Consider the following 17,966-nt stretch of genomic DNA (forward strand, 5'->3'; position numbering starts at 1 on the left):
AACCTCATCGGATCCTGCGCAGGCGGGAATCTTATAACCTTAGCATTAAGATCCCCAGTCAAGCTGAGGATGACGACCGTTCATGTAGTGTCTTATACATAATACACAATCACGTCAAAGGTAGAGGTAATTTATGGGGTAAAAATCAATATGAATGACGTAAATTATTCTTGCCGTCATTCCCGCGCAGGCGGGAATCCTAAAGCGTGGCGCTTTTTTTGCATTAAGATTCCCAGTCAAGCTGGGAATGGCGACCGTTCATGTAGTGTCTTATACATATTAAACAATCACGTCAATGGTAGGGGTAATTGTGGGGTAAAAATCAATATGAATGACGTTGTTTTTTAGAAAAATACGCTAAGAAGCATCGTCATTTCGAGCGTAGCCGAGAAATCTTTATTCAAGGTTCAAAGATTTCTCCTCAAAAGGAGCTCCTATGGAGCACTTCAGTCAAATGACGATTTTTAATGTTTTCAGAAAACGTCAATAGTAGGTACGAAAAATCTGCAACCTACATCCTACCATCCCTGCCTACTCACTTACCCTCTTTGGCAGCGGTTTTTTGACGTTCTGCGTTTCATCGCTTGGTGATCCTTCGTTATACTGAGGATGACAGCGTAAAACCCTGTCATCACAACGCTTTGTTTTTTTAAAATTAAAAAACGTTAAAACCCTCCCTTTTGGGGAGGGTTGGTTGAGGCGCTAATACTTAAAAACCTTTCCGTTTACCATCACCTCCTGCCGTTTTGCATCAAAGGTTGCTTTGCCGCCGGTATGTACCGCGGCGTTTGTCATGATGTTTGCTATGGAGTGCTGGTAACCTGCTTCAACGGGAGCGTTTGGTTCTTTTCTACTGCGTATGCATTCTAACCAGTTGCGCATGTGATTGGAGCTTAATACATCGGCGCCGGTATTGGCAGAAGCCGCGGCCGCCGATGGCGCTGCAAGTTTAATTTCGGGAAGCAAATTTGGCTGCATCTTCATTGCCGCTGCCGCTCGTGCTGTTAACCCACCTTGTGGCGATATAGTATTGGTAATGAGGTTTAACTCTCCCCCGTTCGAGTAATAAATTTCTGCAGGCCTTTCATCGCCGTTATGCATTCGGGATGTAAATACCACCTGAAAGCCTTTGCTCATATCATCAAGCGGACCGTAATCGAAAACAGCAGTGGTTGTGTCCCAATTTCTACGACCATCTTTCCATTGATAAATGCCACCGTTGGCGGTTACGCTACGCGGATGTGCGAGGCCGGTAAACCAATGTACGGTATCAATCTGGTGACTCATCCATTGCCCCGGCATGCCAGATGAATAAGGCCAGAAAAGGCGGTATTCAAGATAAATCCTCGGATCGAACGGCTCATAGGGGCGGTTCAACAAAAACCGTTTCCAGTCGGTATCCTGTTCTTTCAGCTTGGCTACCAAATCGGGGCGGCGCCAGCGGCCCGGCTGGTTTACGTTCCAGCTCAGCTCTACCATGGTAATATCGCCAAATTTTCCCTCCTTAATAAAATCAGCTGCAGCCTGATAATTTTGTCCGCTACGGCGCTGCGAACCAATTTGTAAGATCTGTTTAGATGATCGAACGGCTTTTAAGGCCGCACGGGCATCGTCCATCGTTTCGGCGAAAGGCTTTTCGCAGTATACATCCTTTTTATTCTTTACCGCTTCGATGGCGTGCGAGGCATGTGCAAAATCGGGCGTACTAATAATTACCGCATCGAGATCTTTCATTCCATAAAGCTCATCGTTGTTTTTAAAGGAAGTGATATCGTGACCGATCTTTTTAGTAATATACTCGGTTCCAAGATCGCGGCGATAACTCCATAAATCGGAAAGCGCAACAATGTCGAAGTTCAGTTCTTTATTATGGTTTAAAAAGCAAGGAAACAGGGTGTCTTTAAATCGATCAGAAAAACCCACTACGCCAACCCTCACCCGATCGTTGGCACCGATAATGTTGGCGTAACTTTTAGCCGACATCCCAAAAGTGCCTACATAGGTTCCAGCTGCCGCAATTGCTGCTTTTTTAATAAAATCTCTTCTTGATTCTTCCATAGCCTTGCTTTACTTAAGTTTCTTTATCTTAATGTTTCTGTACGATACCTTATTGCCGTGATCCTGAATGAGGATGTGGCCTTGTTTCGCTTCGCCAAAGTTTTTCCAGTTTTTGTATTTGCTACCCTCAACCAGCGTTTTGAATTCGCTCGAGCCGCGTTCGTATTCCACAACCTTTACACCGTTTAGCCAGTGCTCCACATGGTTGTTGGGGTAAACCCTCACCTCTCCACTGTTCCATTCGCCAATCGGCTTAATTACCGATGCAGGTTTATTAGATGGGATAAGATCATAAAGCGACCCTAGTTTGCGGTTGCCGTTTTTGCCGAGCTTAGCATCCGGGTGCTTTTCATCATCCAACACCTGAAACTCTAAACCTATGCCCGATAGGTTGGTTTTTTCTTCTTCTGTTACAAAATACTTTATGCCACTGTTGGCGCCCGGGGTTAATTTAAAATCGAACTTTAATATAAACGCCGAAAATTGGTCGCGGGTAACGATATCACCTCCCGAGCCCTGCTCCCTTCCGTTTGATGCCAATACCGTTAAAACGCCATTGTTCATTTCCCAGCCCTTGGCAGGAAACTGTTCTTTAAATATAGCACGCCAACCCGTTGCATCCTTTCCATTCCAGAGCAGTTTATAACCTTCCTTTTTTTCGCTCTTGCTAAGGGTATTCTGTGCATAAGCCAGGTTTACTGCGAACATACCTAATAGTAGCGTGTAAATTAACCTATTGTTTTTCATTAAATTTAGTTTTATATGTGTTTTAATTGTATTTCTTCGAACTCAGTTTAAAGGATATTACCGATCCAAAATTGTAGCATCAAGGCTAAGGGTTTATTTACTATTTCTATACCATGAAGTTGCTTTGGAATAGCGGTTTTGATACGAATAAGCATTGTTAGTATTGAGATTACGCCTACGATGAGCAAGACAAAAAATTTCGGCTTCATAAATATCCAGCAGCTTCTTAAACAACTAATTCTTGTTATTCAAACTCCGAAGCAAGTTTATAATTGGTTTCTATTTTCAAAGTAAGCCAATGCACATGGTAAAATATGTTCAATTTATTGTCGATTTGTCTCAATTGCATGAACAAAAAGCGATTGAAAAAACAGTTCGCCGAGTTCAATATTGACTTGGTTGCAAAGGCGTGAATTCAACTTTAATTCAACAAAAAATTAATATACAATAAGTTACAATTTCCAAAAACGATACATTGATCAACATTGCTTACGGTATTTGCAGCCTTGGTTGCTGAGCAAAACGATGTTGGCAGCCGATGGCTCGGGGCTGCCCCACCTATCTTCATGCTTATAATTGCTTACTTTCGAGAAAATAACACTAACAAAAAATAGCTTTTACATTTAATTACATGACCAGTTTTTCGTTATCCTTGCTTCGTGCATCTTTCAAAAGAAAGCTTCTATCCATTGAAACTAAACTAATAACTAAGGCTTCGAAGATGCTTACGCGATGCGGCTTGAGCCCGGCAACTTTAGGTTCGGTTTCAATTGATGCCTTGAGAAACAGCACTGTTTGCCTCGTTGCCAGCCTTACGCTTTTATCGTGTGGAATAAACAGAACGCAAACAACAAGCAGCGATGATGTGCCGATCGGAAGTGCACTGGTAAATCCGGCCCTGCCCGGCGATAATCCGGATCCATCAATTATCAGGGTTGGCAAGGTGTATTATGCCACGTCGACCACGAATGAGTGGGCACCTTATTTTACGATCTATAAATCGACGGATCTTAAAAATTGGAAATTGATCAACCACGTTTTCCCCAACGGCTTTAAGGATATGAAAAACCAATGGGGCGAAAACAATTTCTGGGCTTCAGAGCTGGTTTATGATGCAAAACAGAATCGTATTTATGCTTATTACACGGCGCACAACAGAGAAACCAAAGGCAATCCGGGTCTGCAATGTGGCATTGCCTGGGTTGATGCAGATAAAATAGAAACGGATAAATTTACAGATAACGGCCCAGTGATTATAGAGGATGAGTGCGGTGCAATAGACGCATTTGAGCTGCAGCACAATGGCAAAATTTACGCTTTTTGGAAAAACGATGGTAACGGCTGTGGCAAAGAAAGCTGGATCTGGAAACAAGAAATTAATGAAAGCCGAACAAAATTACTTGGCCAAAAAACTAAAATGTTTACCAATAGCCAACCCTGGGAAACGGGGCTTGTAGAGGGGGCCTGCTTTTTTACTTTGGGAGAATATGTTTACAGCCTGTACTCGGTTGGCGGCTGCTGCGATGCCAATTGCAACTATAAAACGGGCATCGCCAGAACCAAAGACTTAGCGAGCGGGGTTTGGGAGAAATACGGAAACAACCCCATAATGGCGAGTAACGATAAATGGAATTGCCCCGGACATGGTACGGTTGTAAAATCGGCCGATGATCGGTTGTTTATGCTTTATCATGCTTTTAATAAGGACTATGATGTTTTTGTTGGCCGGGAGGGTGTTATAGAGGAGCTTACAATTGGTGCAGATGGTTGGCCTGTGCTACACAACGCAACTGTTCCAAATCGTGCCAAGTCTGACCTGAATTTTACTGACGACTTTGAGCAGGACACCAAGTTGAATTTGGTATGGCAATGGCCATCAAAGTCTGAAAGGCCCCAAATGTCGTTCGAGAATGGCTTAAACCTTGCTGCCTCTGATCAAAACCATGGCCTCGGAACGTTTTTGGGGCAATACATTAAAACGGTAAATTTCAATATCGAAGCGAATGTAAATGTTAATGAAACAAACGCAGGGATTTGCCTGGGTGGCGCAATTTTTAAAAGCAAATGGCCCGGCGAACTCGGTGGAATAGGAATAACTGCTTCAAACGACGGCCTTGCGGTTTTTGACAATTTCGAGGGGACATACACCGTTCTTAAGGATTTGAAAATAAGCTTATCAAAAACGGTGCAATTACGAATGCAGATTGCTGATAACGGGAAACAGATTGAATTTTTCTATAAAAACGATGGTGAAAAATGGGTGAGCCTTTATCGCACGCCGTTCAACGCAGCTAAGTACGTTCCATGGGGAATGGGTTACAGAGCCGGGATTGTAGTGAAAGGCAATGCCCCACAAAAGGGATCTTTTAAAAGTTTTAGAATAGCGAATTACTGATGTGCTGATGGGCCGTTGGCTGGAGCCAACAGCAAAGTAAATCGCATGCAGGCTACTTGCCGTCATTCCCGCGCAGGCGGGAATCCTAATGCAAAGTAGCATTTTTACGCATTAGGATCCCCTACCGATAGCTATCGGTACAAGCTGAGGATGACAGCACCTATGAACGGGTCGTCATTGCGAGGTACGAAGCAATCTCTCTGTGGCGGCCATTCTAAGATTGCTTCAGCTCGCTCAAGCCCAGCCTCGCTACAAAGTAGCCTCTTTGGGGCAATGACGACTCGGTGAAAAACTGTCATCCCAACTTCTCTGTTTTCCCAAGAACTAATCTCTTAGGATGACGACCGTAATGCAGGGGCCTATAACTAGTAAACTGGAAAATAACGTCGATGGCGTTTTCAACTGTTAGGCAGTGCCTTATTGGCGTTTTGTTTTTATCGCCTGGAGATCCTTTCGCTGCGCTCAGGATGACAGCGTTAAACATATCGTCAGCCGATAACTATCGGATTCGAGCGCAGCCGAGAAATCTTTGAAATAATATTTATCCTTTCAGTTTCAAAAAGTATATTCTTGCAATTTGCTTTGTTTTAACAAAAAGAACTAATATCTTTTTTATCTTTATCAAAACGAAGACAATAATAAACAGAAGTTTATGTATACAACATATCATTTAACATCTGCACAGGATTTAAGCACCGACATTGTGGATGCTATTAAAACCACTTTTAAATCGAAGCCCATTACTATTATTGTGGAGGAAGATGACAGTGATTTTGAACTGACGACTGATGCAAAGGCCGTTTTAGACGAGCGCCTGCAGGAAGATGAAAGCACTTATCTTTCGGCCGAAGAATCTATCAAACAGCTTAATAAAAAGTATGGTTTATAAAATCGTGGTATCTCCTCGGGCTCAAAAGGAGATTGAAAATGCCATTGATTATTACGCATTATACAGCATTAATGCACCTTTAAATTTCGCATTGGCGCTTAAAGAAGCGTATGCCACCTTAGAAACAGCTCCCCTTGTTAGAGTTCGATATAAAAATATAAGGGCTTTAAAAATCAGAAATTTTCCATACGCACTCTATTTTACCATTGATGAAGATGAAAAGAAGATCCGGGTGTTATCGTGTTTCCACAATAAACGCCATCCGAACAAAAGACCTTGAGTGCAAGCTTAATCAAAAATAAATATTTAACAGACAGAAAATTATGTAGATCAGCTACCATAACAGCAAGGGTTTTGCCTTGCTGAGCATAGCGAAGTATCTGCAACCTATATGTTACCGCCCTTGTCCACTCGCCCTCTTTTGGCAGTGGGGTTTTGGCGTTCTGCGTCCGATAGCTATCGGATTCATCGCTTGGAGATCCTTTCGCTGCGCTCAGGATGACAAAGCTTACACACAAAAAACCACGAATTAACTCCCAATTCGTGGTTTTTTTTAATCAAGAGAAAGGCAAACCCTCTACCTTAAACCTTATCACCCTCTACCCTCTACCTTTCCCTTACCATTGTATCTGCTGATCTTCATCAGGAATCAAGGTATTTAAATCGCGTTGCATCGATAAAGTACCTTCTACCTTATACTTTAGTCGTTGGCCGGGTACTGTGGTATAATCCTCAAACTCGTAAGAAAGGTAAAGCGTGGTATAAATGTGTTTCAAATATGGGAGCTTTGCATCCATTGCCTCGTCTCTTGTATAATAAGATTGCGTTGCGCCCACCTTGAATTTGTTATTCGCGGTATTATCGCTCCAGATTTCCAGCTTTTTCTTTTGGACATCTAATTTCTCATCGGTAAATTTAATAAACACCTTATAGTTTTTACGGTCGAGGTAATCAATATCTCTGATGCCGGCATACAGAAATATGGTTTTATCATCTACAACAAAAGTTCTGTGGGTATTTAAGGTTAGCGGTTCGGTATCTCCGTCGAGGTATATTTTATACAAGGTGCCGCCATATTCGCCAGAGTAATCGTTAAAAGGTGTGATGCGCAACATTGTTCGCCGATAATACTTGTTCGGGTTGGCCTGATAATCGTATGAGGGATCGCTTAAAATTTGTAAGGGGAGCACCCATTTGTCGGCCTGATCGAGATTTCCCAGGGTAAAATCGATGGGTACCGTAACGGTGCTTACTCCGGCAGGTACGTTTACTGTTTGGGGCATAGCATAATAATTTGTACTCAATTGCTTGAAATACAACTCCTGGCGGTGGCCATATTGCTCCTGATTTAATTTCGCCAGTGTATCGGGGTCTAAACCGATATGGATGGTTCGATCTTTTACGTTGGCTGTTGAGCCACTAATGATAACCGGCAAATTATATCGCAATTTACCCTGTGCATTATAACGGATATAACACCAGGTTACTCCTTGAGCGGTGGGGTCTGATTTAAATGATGCCATTTGAACATATTGCTCTTCCTTCCATTCATCGTTACACGAAACAAAGCCTGCTGCTGTTGCTATCAGTAAAAACAGAAAATATAAATTCTTCTTCATGTTTGTAGATTCTATTAAATTATTCAGGATTGGTCCAACCGGGATTTTGTGTGAGGTATTTATTTCGTTTCAGCTCATCGAAATGTATCGGCCAGAACCACATTTTAAGAGTGAAAATAGAGGGCAGCGATGGCGTTTCTACCACGGTATGGAAAAGGTCGGCCTGTGCTTTGGTAGCATAAGCATTGTAGCCATAAACAGGGGCCGATTCTTCAGATTGTGCATCTGTCCAACGGCGTAAATCGAAATAACGCTGTCCTTCGGCAAACAATTCTACCTGGCGCTCCCGCTTCAATTTAATACGAAATTTGTTCTGGTCTGAATAAACATCGCTGGCGTAATCGGCAACACCCGCACGGATGCGGATAGGCTGGATTCCACGTTTCATTTCCGAAATATCTCTCGATATATTGTGTGTTTTGGTACCGTCCCATGATGGAATGGTATACGAACCGTTCAGCTCGTTTAGTGCTTCGGCATACATCAGCAACACTTCGGCATAGCGAATTGCAGGATCGACTTTCGGTTTCATCCGACTTTGATCGTATGCCGTAACGGCCACATTACTAATGTCGTCTGGATGGATGTACTTTTTTATCCCCACTCCTGTTCGCGGCCAGTACGACGTATTCTTGTACCCATTGGGATCGCCTCTGTAATAAAAGATCTGTACGTTACTTTTTTCATCCCGCACACTTTCGGCATTTAACAGGTTCCACGTTGAGCCGTTATACGATACTGAGGCGTAAAAGCGTGGTTCGCGACGAACGTACTGCTTGTTTACTCCAACGCCTAAAGGACCTAATTCGGGATATTTTGATAACTCTTCTTGTTTTACAAAGCCTGTTGCGCGTGGCAGCGTATTGTACCTGTTTTCGTAACCCTGTCTGCCAGCGTACATGCTGTTCATTCCCGGTATGTCGCTGCCATCGTTCATGCTATAGGCATCAACCTGTTTTTGTGTCATGCCGTGCGAGTTGTATCCTTTACCTTCTAAACGGGGCAATTGGTGCAATACCAAAACATTTATGCCTTCGCCGCCCTGGTTTTGGCCGTGTGTAAAAATGAGCTCTGGATTTTGATACGCAGGAACGGTTCCGTTAAACAGTGCCCGATAGGACTCGAAAGGATCGATATCGCTCCAGCCCGAGGGCCATGCACTGTTAGAAAAGTTGCTATCAAATGGAGGGGTAACTGTTGCCGGATAGGCAGCATCGCCAGTTGTTTTTTTGTAGGCCACATAAAGGCGATATTGCCCAAGGTCCATCACATCTTTTGCGGCGGCTGCAGCCCTTGCCCACCTCGATTCTTCGTACGTTGGCGAAAGTAAGGGCTTGCCGTCTTTGGTAACCATTGCCGCAGCCACTTCTGCCGGAGCTTTTCCGTTGGCCAATGGGCTTGCGGCGTATAGTAATACCCGGGCCCTGAGTGCTAAAGCAGCACCACGCGTGGGCCGTGCAAGCTGTTGTATTCCCTGCTGGGCAGAGAGCCCTTTTGCAGCTTCTACAAGTTCATTCGAAAGATAGGTTGCACATTCTTCATAAGTGTTCCGCGGCTGTGCGATCTCATCATATTCCTTTGTGTAATCAATACCTTCGTCGGGTACAATAGGTATTGGGCCATAGGTGCGCAGCAGTACCCAATAAAAGTAAGCCCTTAAAAACCTCGCCTGCGCTTTCATATCGGCAATTTCCTTTACAGAAAGGGTCTTATTGATATCAATATTGTTTATAAAAATCGAAGCCTGTCTAATTCCCTTGTAAGCTGTGTTCCAAATTTCCTTGCTTTCTCCGTTTAAGCCATTTTCGGTGTATTGGCCATTTTTCCATCGTTTATAACCGTCGCTTTCATCGCCGTAATACATGTCATCGGCAAAGTTAAAGGGTACCGATTTTTTGCTGCTTACGTCTTGCATGTAGTTGCTTCCTAGAAATGAATAAGCCTTTGCCAGCCATCGGTTTGCATAATCGGTATTGGTAAACACCTCTTCGGTGGTTAATCGCTCATCAAAAAGGTAATCCGAATCGAGATATTTTTTACAACCGCCAACAATGAGTATGGTGCTTGCAACAGTTAAGATTGTTAGTATTTTTTTCATGTTCTCTGATGCTTATAAATTAACTGATACGCCTACTGATAATGTTTTGCTAAGCGGATAAACCTTGCCGGTTGAACTTCCGAGTTCGGGATCCCAAAGCTTAAACTTCGAAAATGTGAGCAGGTTGGTACCTATTAAAAAGAAACGAACGTTATTTAAATGGGCCTTGTTAACAAAGGTTTTGGGCAGGGAGTAACCTATATCGAGGGTTTTTAAGCGCAGGTACGAACCATCCCGTAACCAAAAGGTAGATGCCCTGTAATTATTAGCATTGGGGCCGTAAGTTAAGCGTGGGTAATCTGCATTTGGATCTTCGTTAACGCCTAACGTCCAGCGGTTGCTGTCGGCAATATCGGTGAGGATGTTGCCCCAGTTTTGGCCAAGGTTAAACATATACACTGATGAACCGTTGATGAAATAGGTTGACTTGCCTACACCTTGAAAATGGACGTTGATATCGAGGCCTTTCCAGCTTGCTGAAACACCGAACCCGTAAGTAAGGTTGGGCCTGGTTGTGGCGCCAATAGCTACGATATCGTTATCATCGATTTTACCATCGCCATTAATGTCCTTATATTTAATATCGCCGGGCATCACTTCGCCAAAGGTTTGCCTGGGGCTGTTACGGATATCATCATAATCTTTAAACAAGCCTAAATCCATAAGTCCCCTTGCCTGATCTACGCGGTGGCCTTCTTGCAGTTTGTAAGCGTAAATCGTGTTTTCCTCGTCTCGTTCAATAATCTCGCTTTTGCTATAAGTGGCGTTACCGCGAAGAGTTAAATCTACATTGTATATTTTCTGCTTGAAGGTAAAGCTACCATCAATACCGTGCGCCTTTACCTCGCCCACATTGGCCGATGGATTGTTTTCGAGACCGACGAATCCCGGCAGGAAATTACGGCTCATATAAATGCCTTCGCGGCGCTCGTAAAAGTAATCGACAGCACCACTAATCTTATCGTGAAACAATGAATAATCAATGCCCAGATCTTGCTTGGTGGCAACCTCCCAGGTCACATTTGGCGAGGCTACAGAAGTGTATCCTAAACCTCCCCACGGGCGGGATGCCGATTCGTAATCGCCAAACTGATAGCCGCTGGCCCCAATTGGCGTTCCGTCAGAATAATATTGGATATTGCCATTTGCATCTCTCTGATACATTTGTTCTAAAGTGTACAAGTAAGGAAACCTGATGTCGCCCAGATTGTCATTTCCTGTTTTTCCGTAAGAATAACGCACCTTGAACATATCAACCCAACCCAGCTTTTTTATGATGGGCTCTTCGCCAATGTTCCATGCGCCAGAAATGGCAGGAAAGAACCCGAAGCGATAATCTTTGTGGAAATTCTCTGATCCGGTATAACCGAAATTAAAATCGACATAATAACGGGAGTTGTAGTTGTAATTTACGCGACCTGCCAAACCTTGATTTCGGCGGGCAATTCCGTTTTTAAGGTCGGTACCAATGTTCTGCGTAAACACTTTTGATGCCTGTGTGTATTTAAACACGCCGCCAAAATTATGCAGGGCAATGTTGCGATCGTAATGCATTTCCCATTCAAAAAACTCACGTTTATCGCCATCTGATCCCGCCGATTGGGTCATTTTTTGTTCTTCTTTTATTCGTTTAAAAACAAGGTCGCCCGAGGTGTTGCGGTAACGGTTGGCGCTCCACAATTCGGGAAATTTGTAACGTTTAATATAATTGTTATTGTAGGTATCGTATCCAAAGCGCCCCACAAACCATAACCCTTTGGTAATAAAATCTAACTTTTGATTGAGATTTAAAGTGGTTTGAATGTTATTGCTCCAGCTTTCGTTGTAGCCGGTCATTGTTCCCTGTACCAATGGGTTAAACCGGTCCATATCATTGTTCGGATCGTTATCTCCATCATCGCTTGCAGGAATTTTCCCATCTGAATACCGAATCGGCGAGGTGATGGCATTATAGCCCATTAGCGCTGTCCAGATGGCATTACTGCCCACGCCCGGGTCGTTTTGCTTACGCAATGAGCCCGATACGCCCACCGTTAGCAAGGTAGATTTGGTAATGTCCATATCCACACTTAGGCGATAGGTGTACTTATTAAAATTGGCATTGGTGTTATAATCTCCCAGGGCATCATCTACCTTGTACATACCTTGTTGGTTTTGGTAGCTTCCCGATAAATAATAGCGGGCGGTTTTACCGCCACCGCTGAGGTTAAGCATACTGCGCTGACTTTTTGCAGCATCGCGTAATACTACATCCATCCAATTTACATTGGGAAAGAGATCGGGATCGAGCCCCAACCGAAGCACCTCAAGTTCTGTTTTAGAAAAAAGCGGCTCCTGGTTGCGAACAATTTTGGCCTCGTTTGCCATGGAGGCATAAGTATAGCCATCAACAAATTCGGGCAGCTTGGTAAGCTGGTTGTAAAAGCCTTCTACCTTGGCGTTAATGTTAACTTTCCCTTCCTTTCCCCTTTTTGTTTTTATCAAAATAACGCCATTGGCTCCCCTGCTACCGTACATGGCAGTTGCAGAGGCATCTTTTAATACTGAAAACGATTCTACATCTTCCACATTAATCTCATTCATATCGCGTTCAAAACCATCGATGAGTACCAATGCAGCATTGCTTGCCCCAAATGTAGAAATACTGCGCACCCAAAACTCTGAAACGCTGCCCGGACGGCCAGAAGTTTGCATAGCCTGAATACCGGGCACAACACCTGCCAGCGCATCGGCCATTGATGTGGAGGGGTTCGATTTTAGTTGTTCGACGTTTACGGTTGTAATTGCACCTGTAATGGCTATTTTGCGTTCGCTACCAGTTGCGGTTACTACTACTTCATCGAGTACACTGGCCTCCGATTCTATCAGGGTAACATTAACCACGCGTTGCTCTTTAACCAATACTTCTTTTTTATCATAACCCATAAAGGTGAAAACCAATGTTTGGTATGAGGGCATTTTAATGCTGTATTTTCCATCTACATCAGTAATAGCGCCTAATCCGGGTACATTGCTAACTGATATGCTTACGCCGGGAATGGGTAGTTTTTTCTCGTCGGTAACTACTCCTTTCACTATCACTTCCTGCGCCATAGCGTTTAGGCAAATGCCAAACAACACCATGCACGTTAGTACAATAAATCTCATCATTATATAATAGCTGTTAAATAATTATTCTTCTTTTGCAATTTTGCGAATAAGCCAGTTGCCGGTATCGCCGATGTAGAATATTTTCTTATCCTCATCGTAGGTAATTGCCTGTGGATTGTTGAAACGTGCTTCGGTGCGCAAATCACCGTCGGCATAACCACTGGCGCCGTTATTGCCTCGACCGGCAAAAGTGCTCACCCGGCCCTGGGGCGTTAGTGTGCGTATGGCGTGGTTGGCCTTATCGCAGAAATAGAAATCGTATTGGTCGCCTCCCGCGGTTTCGTAATCGGGGTTTTTAACAAATACGCCTTGAACCGGATTGTTTAAACGGGCATTGGTGCCAATTCCATCTGAATAGCCCGAGGTACCTGCTGCACCACAAATGGTATAAGGTGTTTTAAATGTTTTCTTTTCGCGATCGTAATCGGTACGCATAATAAAATGCTTGTCGTATTCAACCAAATAAGCGTAATCGCCAGAGGGATGCACAACCATGTAAACGGCCACGGCGCTATACGGATTGGAGAACACCAACTTGTCTTCTTTGGTAGCAAAATCGTACCTGCGGATATCGCCAGCCCTGAACCTCGAATAGTACAACTCTCCATTTTGGGGATGAATAATTGTTCCGTTTACACCGCGGGCATAAACTTGTATGGGTTCGTTTTGAACGAAATTTGATGAGCGGTTAAATATATAATTGCCGTATTTGGTATCGCTTGAATGGTTATCTGAAGCTATCATATCCTGATTGCCATCAATTCTCCAATTGATGATTGAAGTTCTGGCAAAGCCTGTTCTGAAATAATTAACATATTGCTTTTCGAAATCGATGAGTCGACAACTGTTTGCATCGGCCGTAAAATAAAGGCGGTTGTGGTTTCTGGGATCAAATGTTAGCCAAAGCACGCCCTTAAATGCACCGCAATCGTTAAAAGGACCTTCTTTCTCCTCAAAATTGCTCGCTACTTCGTAATATTTGCCCAAAAAGGTAGAAACAAGTAATTTCCGGTTGTAAGAAAATGCTTCTTTGGATACTGCGTTTGCAAGCTCCTGACTGTTGCCGCCGATTATGGTAATCTTGATATCACCGGCATAAGCTTTCTCGGGAATTATGCAGTACAAAGCGTTATTTTTAACGCTGATTACCTTGGCTTCTTTACCACCGATCATCACTTTTATTTTTGAAATATCGTTTCCGAAATTATCGCCATAAATGACCAGATTGTTGCCTACACTTCCCTCTTTGGGGTAAAAATCGGCAATAAGCACTTCCTTATTAGGATCGTAGCCGGGTTCGGCCTTTAGCTCATCTTGCTTACAATTTGTTAAGGTAAGTGCTAAGAGCCCCAGCAACATCCAATGGATTTGCCAACGTTTGGTTTTAACATTGTTTTTTACTTTCATATACCTATTGCTTTTATCTGGGCAGCCCCAGATTTTACATGAATTAATTATTCATTATTTATTTGTACGATTTAACCGCCGATGGGCGTAAGTGATCTTATTAAGGTTATTTTAAGAATGCCCAAAAACGGAAGTGCTGTTGCGATTTGGACAAAGGTTTTCCATACAAGAAAATTAGGGTTCCTTGTTGCTGTATCTGAAAAAAGCTTTGCCTGCCTGCAAAATGGAATAGCGTAAAAACGTTAAACTGTTGCTTTGGCTTTGAGATTGTGTGGAATGATTTAACCGGTAAACCCTTATCTTCGGCGTTAAATTCAACAACTGTTATCTCAGTTTGATTTCTGTTTTTGGGATGACCTTATCTGTAATGTTCTTTGTGCTTAGCGTAAATGCAACCGATTATAAATGATTAAAACATGCGACTTATTTGGTTATTGCAAACGTATAATGCGTTCAAAGCTGGCTATTCGTAAACTGCTTTGTAGCCTTGTTGCATGCTATCATTAAAATGCCTGGCATTATCTGGCTCATTTATAAATGGTATGGTTGAGTGCGTTTAACTGATATGAATATTTACAGAATTGATAAGTATTTATTGACCATAATTTAGATTTAGTTTTTATTTCCTCATTGATTTGACTTAAGCAAAATCAAAAATGTTAGGCATCTGAAATTAATAAATTGTTTCTCATAAAAAGTTATTGCAACTGCAAAGCATTGTGGTGCTTTTTAAAGGGATTTGCAGTTAGGTTTATTATTTGGTTAATTGTAATCAAAGTAAAGAAATAGCCTCTTTATTATTTGTTCAACCTTTTGTCGATTTGTATCAAAGTCTGCCAGCGCTAAATTTCCTCAATTCGCTGGTGGTGAGATTGTTTTTCGGAGAATGCTCTTAAGAAGCGCCGTCATTTCGAGCGCAGCCGAGAAATCTTTGAACCTAACTTTAGCTTAAGATTTCTCCTCCGTAGGAGCTCCCATTGAACACTTCGGTCGAAATGACGATTTATGGTGTTTACGAAAACCGTCAATGGTAGCGGAGTCGAAGACTTTTATTTTGGATAAATATCTAAACATCCACCCTTCGATTAAGCCTGTATTGGGCCCTTCGGCTTCGCTCAAGATAAACTCCAGTCGAAATACTCAGAAGACCATGTTTATTCGTTTGTCGACTAATAAATAGAAGGTGTCTACACGACAAGCCTGAGTAAAAAAAAGTCGTTTATACCACAGCTACGCAATAGAAGTCGACTGTAAATTATCGAATCTTAAAGTTCCAAAATGGAATCTATAGTTAACTGAGAATATTCCTGTAACTCGTTCAGTTCAATTAAATTTACTCTTTCTGACTTGCTGAGTAAGCGAATGGCATTATCATAAGACTTAACCAAATCGGTTGATTTTGGTTTAGCAAGAATTACATCAAATAAATAGTCATTATGTACAGCTAAATCATGCAGATCTTCAAACTGACCGGAGTATTGCCAGGCTTTTCGCTGGATGGATTCTGGTCTTTGCAAATCAAAGCTAACAGGTTTTACCAAGTGGGTGTTCTTGTCTTCTTTCCAGGCAATATCAAATTTAACAGATGCTCCAGAATCGGGTTTAATGCTATAATTAAAATACAAATTATCGACCTCGTTTAAAGATGTGTTCTTAGTAAATTTACTCAAGTGATTTTTGTACTTTCTGAGTAAAATCGTTTCATCGATCTTTTTAATAGTGCTATCCTGAATCTTAAATACAGAAAAATAAAGATTGTAAAGCTGATCGCAAATTTGTTGAATGTTTTGAGTATAGAGCACTGAGTTACGATAATTACCAAATTGTAATGATGAAGCATCAGGCGCTAGAAATTCTTTTTCCAAAAATTGTTGGAGTCCGTGCTCCAAATCCTGATCATAAAATAAGTTCGGAGATTTATTCAAAGTAGCAACACGATCTTGGAAATACCTGAAATAAGATTTTATTGTTTTTTCAGGAATTTCGGGATAAGTGTACCTTAGTCTGATAAGCTTTTCAGGAAAAATAAATTCAAGTCTCTTGTGTTCGGGAAAATAGGCCACAAGACCAACATTCAACACCTCCCCCAGCAATTGTGAGTGATGATATTGCAATAAAGCATATTGGAACGTTCCTTTTATCATGAAATGAGACTTAACATAATTAAACAATATTTATTTGAATTTTGTTTAAGCTGATAAAGATAATCAATTAGTCGATCACTTTCGCCAACACCAATATCTGCAACTTTTAGCTGCTCAATCAAATCGGCGATTTTATTGATATCCAATCGGTCGAGATACTCTTTAAAAGTGTCAAAAAGGTTCTTCTTCTGGCCACGATAGGCTTTTAATTTTGAATAAAACAAATGGTGAAAGTAAATTCTTGGCCATCTGTTTTCAGCAAATTCATCTAAAATTACTTGTAGCGCATCATCAGATTCGCCATCTATAAAATGAAGACAAAGCTCATGATCAATTAAGATAAACCCATCATCATCCATCATTAGGTTTGCCTTGTTATGATGCCCGCCCCTATCGGCATTCATAATCATACAATCAAAGGCAAATAAAGTTGCACAATCGTTAATACTAAAAGTCGATTTTTTAAGCCCCTCGCTAACCAAGCTAGCATTAATAAGTTTACTGCAGAAAGTTGTGCCCTGATGTTTGGTTTTAAGTTCCTCAACATCTTCCTTTAAAAGTGTGCTAAGAAATTTTGGGTCGGTTAAATTTACCAAGTAACTCTCTGGCGTATCTAAATCGAATTCTCGGGCAAGTTCACTACAAATAAACTCTTTTGCAATGTGGCAACTTTGAGCGATGTGATTTGGGGTAAATAATTTTACCACACAAGGGATCATTGATAAATCGTTTGAATTCTCGTCGATACAGGTAACGCTCCAAGGTTTTGTTGAACCACCCTTAAGTTTACCATCAAATCGTATCGGAGTTAATTTAATCAAGTCGCTTCTTTTCTCTAAAATAGATATTTTTTACCCTAAAAGAAATTTCAGCTTATAATTCGATTAAATTAAACCTTAAAAACTAAACTCTACTCACTGCAAATTTTAATAAAAGGCACGTTCCCGACGTAAATCCATACGTGTTACAAGCTCCAAATCCTCGTTAAAATCATGACTATAAATTTTAAATGTAATTTCCCACTCATCTTTTAACAGACCGGGAATAAAGCGACTGAAAATTTTTGTAAAAGCGGCGAAATTGATATCGGCTTTACAGATTACCAGATAAGAATGATCTGATTCGGCAATTACCTCTGCAATCTGTTTTTCCCACCTTGTGCAAATCTCATTTGGTAGGCGGTTATACGCTTGTGCATCTATCAGGTTTCCTGCGGCAACAATAAAATCATCATTCACCCACTCGCCTGTAAGTTTCTTCCATGCATTATTTTGTTTCTCAAAACTGCCCAAAAGTTCGCCATCCAATAAAATCTTCCAACATGCTTTGGTATCAAAACAAATTAATTGATAGGCTAAGGCGTTCGGATCATTTAAAGGATAAAAAAAGTCAAGCTCAATCATAAAACGGGTTGGTTTAGAATTACGAACAAATATAAAAAAGTAATTTTACTAAAAAT

The 17,966-nt window shown here is 41.8% G+C and carries 12 protein-coding genes; 3 read left to right on the forward strand and 9 right to left on the reverse strand.

All coding sequences use genetic code 11. From position 1 onward, the window contains the following. Nucleotides 1–702: 702 nt before the first annotated feature. Together IZT61_RS04045 and IZT61_RS04050 are read right to left on the reverse strand one after the other, a co-directional pair. Nucleotides 703–2,058 carry a Gfo/Idh/MocA family protein gene (locus tag IZT61_RS04045; RefSeq protein ID WP_196099917.1) on the reverse strand — a complete coding sequence of 452 codons (1,356 nt, stop codon included), beginning with the start codon at nucleotides 2,056–2,058 and terminating at the stop codon, nucleotides 703–705. A gap of 9 nt (nucleotides 2,059–2,067) precedes the next feature. Beyond that, nucleotides 2,068–2,805, reverse strand: a complete 738-nt coding sequence (locus tag IZT61_RS04050; RefSeq protein ID WP_196099918.1) for a 3-keto-disaccharide hydrolase — start codon at nucleotides 2,803–2,805, stop codon at nucleotides 2,068–2,070. A gap of 721 nt (nucleotides 2,806–3,526) precedes the next feature. On the opposite strand from IZT61_RS04050, the gene IZT61_RS04055 reads away from it, so the two are divergent. The 3 genes from IZT61_RS04055 to IZT61_RS04065 all read left to right on the forward strand — a co-directional run bounded on the left by IZT61_RS04055 (nucleotide 3,527) and on the right by IZT61_RS04065 (nucleotide 6,369). Beyond that, nucleotides 3,527–5,200: a glycoside hydrolase family 43 protein gene (locus IZT61_RS04055; protein WP_196099919.1), complete on the forward strand. Its 1,674-nt coding sequence runs from the start codon at nucleotides 3,527–3,529 to the stop codon at nucleotides 5,198–5,200. Nucleotides 5,201–5,852: 652 nt separating this feature from the next. Further along, nucleotides 5,853–6,089: a hypothetical protein gene (locus IZT61_RS04060; RefSeq protein ID WP_196099920.1), complete on the forward strand. Its 237-nt coding sequence runs from the start codon at nucleotides 5,853–5,855 to the stop codon at nucleotides 6,087–6,089. Further along, nucleotides 6,079–6,369 carry a type II toxin-antitoxin system RelE/ParE family toxin gene (locus IZT61_RS04065; RefSeq protein WP_196099921.1) on the forward strand — a complete coding sequence of 97 codons (291 nt, stop codon included), beginning with the start codon at nucleotides 6,079–6,081 and terminating at the stop codon, nucleotides 6,367–6,369. The genes IZT61_RS04060 and IZT61_RS04065 overlap by 11 nt, the downstream gene beginning before the upstream one ends. A gap of 337 nt (nucleotides 6,370–6,706) precedes the next feature. Here IZT61_RS04065 and IZT61_RS04070 read toward each other — a convergent pair whose 3' ends face one another. The 7 genes from IZT61_RS04070 to IZT61_RS04100 all read right to left on the reverse strand — a co-directional run bounded on the left by IZT61_RS04070 (nucleotide 6,707) and on the right by IZT61_RS04100 (nucleotide 17,910). Next, on the reverse strand, nucleotides 6,707–7,708 hold the full coding sequence (locus tag IZT61_RS04070) for a DUF4973 domain-containing protein (RefSeq protein WP_196099922.1): 1,002 nt from the start codon (nucleotides 7,706–7,708) through the stop codon (nucleotides 6,707–6,709). Between the two features lie 19 nt (nucleotides 7,709–7,727). After that, nucleotides 7,728–9,806: a RagB/SusD family nutrient uptake outer membrane protein gene (locus IZT61_RS04075; protein ID WP_196099923.1), complete on the reverse strand. Its 2,079-nt coding sequence runs from the start codon at nucleotides 9,804–9,806 to the stop codon at nucleotides 7,728–7,730. A gap of 12 nt (nucleotides 9,807–9,818) precedes the next feature. Further along, entirely contained in the window at nucleotides 9,819–12,956 is a 3,138-nt protein-coding gene (locus tag IZT61_RS04080) for a SusC/RagA family TonB-linked outer membrane protein (protein WP_196099924.1), read from the reverse strand. A gap of 21 nt (nucleotides 12,957–12,977) precedes the next feature. Continuing rightward, nucleotides 12,978–14,363, reverse strand: coding sequence for an IPT/TIG domain-containing protein (locus IZT61_RS04085; protein WP_196099925.1), 1,386 nt, complete (start codon nucleotides 14,361–14,363; stop codon nucleotides 12,978–12,980). Between the two features lie 1,265 nt (nucleotides 14,364–15,628). Beyond that, a complete protein-coding gene (locus IZT61_RS04090) occupies nucleotides 15,629–16,534 on the reverse strand; it encodes a DUF3037 domain-containing protein (protein WP_196099926.1) in 906 nt (301 codons plus the stop codon). After that, a complete protein-coding gene (locus IZT61_RS04095) occupies nucleotides 16,504–17,328 on the reverse strand; it encodes a HipA family kinase (RefSeq protein WP_196099927.1) in 825 nt (274 codons plus the stop codon). Before IZT61_RS04095 ends, IZT61_RS04090 begins: the two co-directional genes overlap by 31 nt. Before the next feature lie 105 nt (nucleotides 17,329–17,433). Then, the gene (locus IZT61_RS04100) at nucleotides 17,434–17,910 is read right to left on the reverse strand and encodes a hypothetical protein (RefSeq protein ID WP_196099928.1); all 477 of its coding nucleotides are present in this window, start codon (nucleotides 17,908–17,910) and stop codon (nucleotides 17,434–17,436) included. Between the last annotated feature and the right edge of the window lie 56 nt (nucleotides 17,911–17,966).

This window comes from Pedobacter endophyticus (genome assembly GCF_015679185.1).
Taxonomy (GTDB): Bacteria; Bacteroidota; Bacteroidia; order Sphingobacteriales; family Sphingobacteriaceae; genus Pedobacter; species Pedobacter endophyticus.